Origin of the sequence: Mesorhizobium sp. M5C.F.Ca.IN.020.32.2.1, assembly GCF_004023105.1 — a bacterium.
GTDB classification, from domain to species: domain Bacteria; phylum Pseudomonadota; class Alphaproteobacteria; order Rhizobiales; family Rhizobiaceae; genus Mesorhizobium; species Mesorhizobium wenxiniae.
The window spans coordinates 1-5,964 of sequence record NZ_RZSX01000365.1; the positions used below are offsets into that span (position 1 = coordinate 1).

Annotated in this window: 7 protein-coding genes; 1 reads left to right on the forward strand and 6 read right to left on the reverse strand. The window is 63.2% G+C overall.

The features are described from left to right. From EOA86_RS18640 to EOA86_RS18655, 4 genes are all read right to left on the reverse strand, one after another. The coding region (locus EOA86_RS18640) for an AbrB family transcriptional regulator (RefSeq protein ID WP_206630068.1) at positions 1 to 308 on the reverse strand (308 nt) is incomplete at its 3' end. 70 nt (positions 309 to 378) lie between these two features. After that, positions 379 to 687, reverse strand: a complete 309-nt coding sequence (locus tag EOA86_RS18645) for a putative quinol monooxygenase (RefSeq protein WP_128343016.1) — start codon at positions 685 to 687, stop codon at positions 379 to 381. A 46-nt stretch (positions 688 to 733) separates the two neighbouring features. Then, positions 734 to 1,534 (reverse strand): SDR family oxidoreductase, encoded by an 801-nt coding sequence (locus EOA86_RS18650; RefSeq protein ID WP_095519230.1) that lies wholly within the window; start codon positions 1,532 to 1,534, stop codon positions 734 to 736. A 69-nt stretch (positions 1,535 to 1,603) separates the two neighbouring features. Then, the gene (locus EOA86_RS18655; protein WP_095519409.1) at positions 1,604 to 2,041 is read right to left on the reverse strand and encodes a DsrE family protein; all 438 of its coding nucleotides are present in this window, start codon (positions 2,039 to 2,041) and stop codon (positions 1,604 to 1,606) included. Between the two features lie 98 nt (positions 2,042 to 2,139). On the opposite strand from EOA86_RS18655, the gene EOA86_RS18660 reads away from it, so the two are divergent. Further along, entirely contained in the window at positions 2,140 to 3,219 is a 1,080-nt protein-coding gene (locus tag EOA86_RS18660) for a hypothetical protein (protein WP_128343018.1), read from the forward strand. Between the two features lie 27 nt (positions 3,220 to 3,246). Here the strand turns inward: EOA86_RS18660 and EOA86_RS18665 are convergent, their stop codons facing one another. Next, the gene (locus EOA86_RS18665) at positions 3,247 to 4,176 is read right to left on the reverse strand and encodes a cation diffusion facilitator family transporter (protein ID WP_128343020.1); all 930 of its coding nucleotides are present in this window, start codon (positions 4,174 to 4,176) and stop codon (positions 3,247 to 3,249) included. 28 nt (positions 4,177 to 4,204) lie between these two features. Beyond that, positions 4,205 to 5,964, reverse strand: a 1,760-nt coding sequence (locus EOA86_RS18670; protein WP_128343022.1) for an anthranilate synthase, incomplete at its 5' end; no start/stop codon positions are given.

Here is a 5,964-nt window from a genome sequence, read left to right on the forward strand (position 1 = left end):
GTACCGAGGAACAGCGGCCATTCCTTGTAGAAGACCGGAAAGATGTCAGGGGAGATCGAAGCGGCGACAAGGCAGCCAACGATCGCCTGGGCGGCGCCGAACAAAGGGCGCGGCACGCGCACCGTGGCGCCGTTGGTGCCGGCCAGGATCGCCGCCAGCATCGGTCCGATCAGCAGCGCTGCCGGCAAGGCGCCGAATTCAAGCGCGCCGGCAAACAGGATCGAGAAGATCAGCAGTGCCAGCCACTGCCAGACTTTGGGCACCCGCGCCATGCGTTCGACGGTCGGCTGGTCTGGCAGGGAATCCATTTTTCGGTCTTAGCCCCGAAGCGGGGAGATGCGAACCCCCGCGGCGGTGAAAAATGCGTCAGCCCAGGCGTCAGCCGGTTTTGACGGCCGGCAGGCCGAAGCCGCCTACGGGCCGGGTCTCGACTTGGAATTCGAAGCCGGCGATGATCGGCCGCGCCTTGGCAATCGCCGCCTGGACTTCCGGCAGTTGCAGCGAAGCCTTGTGGCTTGCCTGGTCGGTCCACACTTCGGTCACCCAGATCGCGTCGGCATCGGCCGGATCGGTGGCGATGTTGTAGCTCAGGCAGCCAGGCATGGCGCCGGTGCTGGCAAGCAGGACATCCATCATTGCGTCGCGCTGGCCGCGTGTCGCCCGCATCTTGCCGATCAGACCGTACATTGCCGTTTTCTCCGTTGGCTTCCGCGGTAACCATGCAGGTCGCCGCTCACGGCATCAACTGGCCACCATTCACCTCGATCACCTGGCCGGTGATGTAACCGCTCAGCAGAGCGGACGAGAGGAACAGATAGGCGCCGACGCAGTCCTCGGGCGTGCCGGCGCGGCCCTGCGGAATGGTAGCAACCATGCCCTTCATGTGCTCCTCGGTCGAATAGCGCTCATGGAAAGGCGTCGCGATGGTGCCCGGCGCCACCGCGTTGACGCGGATGTTGAAGCCGATCAGTTCCTTGGCCATGCCGCGGGTCACATTGGAGACGAAGGCCTTGGCCGAGCCATAAAGGCCGGCGCCGCCGCCGGCGCCATTGCGCGCCGCAATCGACGAGGTGTTGACGATGAAGCCGCCCTGGCGCTTCAGCCATGGCATCGCCTTGCGCGAGGCGGTCAGCACAGAGCGGGCGTTGAGATCCATCACCGCGTCGTAATGCGCCTCGGTCTGCTCGGCATAGGGTACGCGGCCAAGCATGCCGCCGGCATTGTTGACCAGGCCATCGAGCCGGCCGAAGTGTTGCGCGCTGTCCTCGACGACGCGCTCGACATCGGCGGAGATCGAGAAATCGCCCTGGATCAGGAATACCTCGCCGCCTCCGGTGCGGATGGTCCCGGCCAGGTTTTCGGCAGCTGCCCGACTCGAATTGTAATGCAGTGCGACGCGGCATTTCTGCGCGGCGTAGGCCAATGCAAGTGCCGCCCCGATGCCGGTCGAAGCGCCGGTGATCAGCACCGCCTTGCCGGCGAGGTCGGGGATGACCAGGGTGGGGGTGACAATGGCGGTTATGGTGGCTGGCACGTCTATTCCTCCGGGACTCTCCCACCCTTCGTAGGGCCTCGCCGCCCTCATGTTCAAGTCAGTAGAGGTTCAGGGCCGCAAATAGGCGTAGCCCTGGTGCTGCAATTCGGCGAGCTTGACGACACCGCCGGTCTCGGCGGCATGAAAGCCGTCGAGCAGATCGGTGAGCGCAACATCCATGCCATGCATGGTGTTGGCGCAGGCATGTGAGGTCAGCCCGTCGCGGACCAGGCCGGAAAAACGGCTGGAAATGGCAGCTGACGCGCTCTTCGACTTGAAAGCGGCGAGTGCCGGGCCATACACGACCAGCACGATGTCGACCTTGCCGCCGGTGCCCTCATAATGGTTCTTTATATTGCCCAAAACGAACCCGACCTTGTCGAGGTCGCTGAGGTGATAGGCGACCTTCTGCCTTTCTTCTTCCACGGCCGCTGCCTTGACCGGGCGCAGCCCGAAAAGGCCGGCGGATCCGGCAAGGCTCAAGCGGAAAATATCGCGGCGTCGCATCATGTCGTTCTCCAGAATGCCGTCCTCGCAAATTGCGTGGCTTCGGCCTCGATCCTAGCATAAATTGAAGTCACGTCCTGTCGGGCGAGGAGGGGCAGATGACATCGAATACCATTGTGGGCGCCGGACTTGGTGTCGCCTTGCTTGCCGCTGTTGCCGGCACCGCCTTTGCCGAGGATACGCCTAAGCTCACCGAACTCAGCCCGGACGGCAAGGATGCCTGTTTCGGGCGTGTCTATGATGCCGCGCATCTCAAGGTACATCCGAACCAGAAGGTGGGACGGATTTTCTTCTACTACGGCAGCGATCCGGTCAGCCATCCCAACGAGGAGCCGAGCAGCGGTCCGTCCGGCTACAACGGCTTCATGGCGACGACGGTGCGCGGCGCCAAGAAACCCGAGTGGGTTGGCGGTTGGTGCGGCAAGGATGATCCGCAGTCGAGCGAGCTTCATTGCGGCATGGAATGCGACCGCACCATGGCCTTACTGAACGTTGATGAAAAAGGCCGGCTGATCGTCTCCGGCGTGCATCGCAACCTTTATCTCGATGCTGGCGCCGAGGATGAGCTGGGTGAAAAGGAATACGCCAAGCAGGCACTCGGCACAGAAGACGACGGCTTTCGGCTCGACCGTATGCCGACGCAGACCTGCAAGGCCGAATTCGCGCGCATCGATCCGGTCGATCCGGCGCTGGGAGCACCGCTGCGTGAGCGGCTGAAACCGGACCAGCCGTTCTGCTACGGGCGCGACTACGATGCCGCGCATCTCGACTCGCATCCCGATCAGCTTACCCACACCATCAGGGTTTTTCGGGGCCCGATCGAGCTGGCCTCCTTCGCCAAGGGCGGCGATCCGGCAAGCTGGCCAAGCGGCGCCGACATAGCTGTTTCCGTAACCACGCGTCGGAACGCCACCGAGGTCACGCAGAGCTACAGTTGTGACGGCGAAGCGGACCAGTGGCGCTGTGTCGCGAGCGGAAAGACGAGCGACTTTTCCTGCGACATCGCAGCCAAGGAGATTTATCTGCGCCGCGGCGCCAACGGCACGATGATGCTGGCCAATCCCAACAGCAGCCTGCCGATCATCGACCTATGCTCGAAGACGGCCGAAGGCGAGACCGCATCCGACGACAAGGTCTACCGGCTGGAGCCGATGCCGCAATCCGCCTGCACGCCTTGAGAAGTTTTGAGGGCCTACGGAACCGCCTCACGCGAACGGCACGGCCGTCGTGCCCTTGGGCAGCTTTGCCTCGTCGTCGGGCTCGACATGAATGGTGACGCGCACCGAGGGGATCTCGGCCTTCAGCGCATCCTCGATGCGGTCGCAAATGACGTGGCTGGCGCCCACCGACATATCGGCATCGACGACCAGGTGGAACTCGATGAACGTGGCGCGGCCGGCAATCCGCGTCTTCAGATCGTGGACTTCCATTGCGCCCTTGCAATTGGCCGAAATGACGTCGCGGATGTGCATGTGCTCCTGTGTATCGACGGCGCGGTCCATGAGCCCGTTCATCGACGAGCCGATGACGTGCCAGCCCTGCCACAGGATGTGCAGCGCGACGATGACGGCAAGAGCGGGATCGAGGACTTGCCAGCCGGTGAGCACGGCACCGACCAGACCAATGAACACGCCGACGGAGGTCGCCACGTCGGTCATGATGTGCCTGCCGTCGGCAACCAGTGCCGGCGACTTCTCGGCACGGCCGGCACGGATCAGCGTTAAGGCCCAGAAGGCGTTGATCACTGTCGCGACACCGTTGATGGCGAGGCCGGTCCAGGGCTGTTCGAGTGGGGCGGGATGCCGCAAGGACCACCACACTTCGTTGAGGATCAGCAGGGCTGCCAAAACGATCAGCACACCTTCCAGCACGGCCGAGAAATACTCGGCCTTGTGATGGCCGAATGGATGATCCTGGTCGGCCGGCTTGTAGCTGACCTGGATCGCCCAGTAGGCTGCGGCCGAGGCAATGACGTTGACGATCGATTCCAGCGCGTCCGAATACAGCGCCACGGAACCGGTGACGTGCCAGGCCGCCAGCTTCAGGCCGAGCACGACGAAAGCGACGACTATCGACCAGAAGGCGAGGCTGGCGACCTTGCGCTTGGCGGTGGTTTTCGGATCGATTGCGGTCATTGATTGCTTCCGGCCGCCGAAACCGGAGCTAAGCCGCCTTTTCCTTGGCCTTGCGCGGCAGATGCGCAACGATGTTCTCGATGATGCGCATACCGGCATTGTGTCCGAGAGTCATGATCGATTCCGGGTGGAACTGCACCGCAGCGATCGGCTCCTTGCTGTGCTCGAAGGCCATGATGACGCCTTCTTCCGTCTCGGCCGTGACGACGAAACCATCGGGCAACCGCACCGGATCGGCGAAGATCGAGTGATAGCGGCCGACCGTCACCTCCTTGGGCAGGCCGGAAAAGATGATGCCCGGCTTCGACACGCGGATGCGCGACGGTTTGCCATGCATTGGCACGTGCAGCTGCCGCAACTCTCCGCCATAGGCCTCGGCCAACGCCTGCAGGCCGAGGCAGACGCCGAAGATCGGCAGGTCGCGCGCGCGGGCCCGTTTGATGGTGGCGGCGCAGTCGAAGTCCTTCGGCGTGCCGGGACCGGGCGACAGCACGACCAGGTTGGGTTTCAGCCGGTCGAAGACGTCGTCCGGCACAGGTGTGCGCACAGTCGATACATTGGCGCCGGTCTGGCGAAAATAGTTGGCCAGCGTGTGGACGAAGGAGTCCTCGTGGTCGACCAGCAGGATGTTGACGCCGTCGCCGACGCGCGCGGTGGCGCGTTCGGTGTCGGCGGCATTGCCTGACTTGGCGTCGCGGATGGCGGAGATCATGGCGGATGCCTTCAGTTCGGTTTCGGCTTCTTCTTCCTCGGGAATGCTGTCGAAGAGCAGCGTGGCGCCGGCGCGCACCTCGGCGATGCCATCCTTGATGCGGATGGTGCGAAGCGTCATGCCGGTGTTCATGTCACCGTTGAAATTGACCATGCCGATCGCCCCGCCATACCAGGCGCGCGGGCTCTTCTCGTTCTGCTCGATGAAGCGCATCGCCCATAATTTCGGCGCGCCGGTGACGGTGACCGCCCAGGCATGCGACAAGAACGCGTCGAAGGCGTCCATGCCTTCGCGCAGCCGCCCCTCGATGTGATCGACGGTGTGGATCAGCCGCGAATACATCTCGATCTGGCGGCGGCCGATGACGCGCACCGAGCCTGGGTCGCAAACCCGCGACTTATCGTTGCGGTCGACGTCCGAGCACATGGTCAGCTCGGATTCGTCCTTCTTCGAATTGAGCAATTTCAGGATCTGCTCCGAATCGGAAATGGCGTCGTCGCCGCGCTTGATCGTGCCGGAGATCGGGCAGGTCTCGACACGGCGGCCGTTGACGCGCACGAACATTTCGGGCGAAGCGCCGATCAAGTATTCGCCTTCGCCGAGATTGATGAAGAAGGAATAGGGCGACGGGTTGATGGTCTTCAGCTTGCGTGAAATGTCGGAAGGCGGTGTCTCGCAGCGCTCGTAGAACATCTGGCCGGGCACCACCTCGAACAGGTCGCCGCGTTTGAAGCTCTCCATCGCCTTGCGCACCAGATTGGCATATTCGCCCGGCTCATGGTCGCCGCGCGGCGGAATGCGGTCGGCGGTCTTGAACGGCTCGACGATCTCGTCGCGGGGCAATCCCTCCGTCGAAAACTCGTCGCCGGAATAGTCGTAGCGGTCGGTCCACGCCTTGGTCGAATAGTGATCGACGACCAGGATCTCGTCGGGCAGGAACAGCACAAGGTCGCGCTGGCTTTGTTGGCGCTCGAGCTTGTAGTCGACCGGATCGAACTGGAAGGCGAGATCGTAGCCGAAGGCGCCGTAGAGGCCGAGATTGGCGTCTTCCTCCGTCTTGAACAGAGCGGTTATGG

What these genes read in the sequence shown, in the direction of transcription:
- EOA86_RS18645 (WP_128343016.1), bottom strand. Translation starts at nt 687, where the DNA reads ATGTACGGTCTGATCGGCAAGATGCGGGCGACACGCGGCCAGCGCGAC.
- EOA86_RS18655 (WP_095519409.1), bottom strand. Translation starts at nt 2,041, where the DNA reads ATGCGACGCCGCGATATTTTCCGCTTGAGCCTTGCCGGATCCGCCGGC.
- EOA86_RS18660 (WP_128343018.1), top strand. Translation starts at nt 2,140, where the DNA reads ATGACATCGAATACCATTGTGGGCGCCGGACTTGGTGTCGCCTTGCTT.
- EOA86_RS18665 (WP_128343020.1), bottom strand. Translation starts at nt 4,176, where the DNA reads ATGACCGCAATCGATCCGAAAACCACCGCCAAGCGCAAGGTCGCCAGC.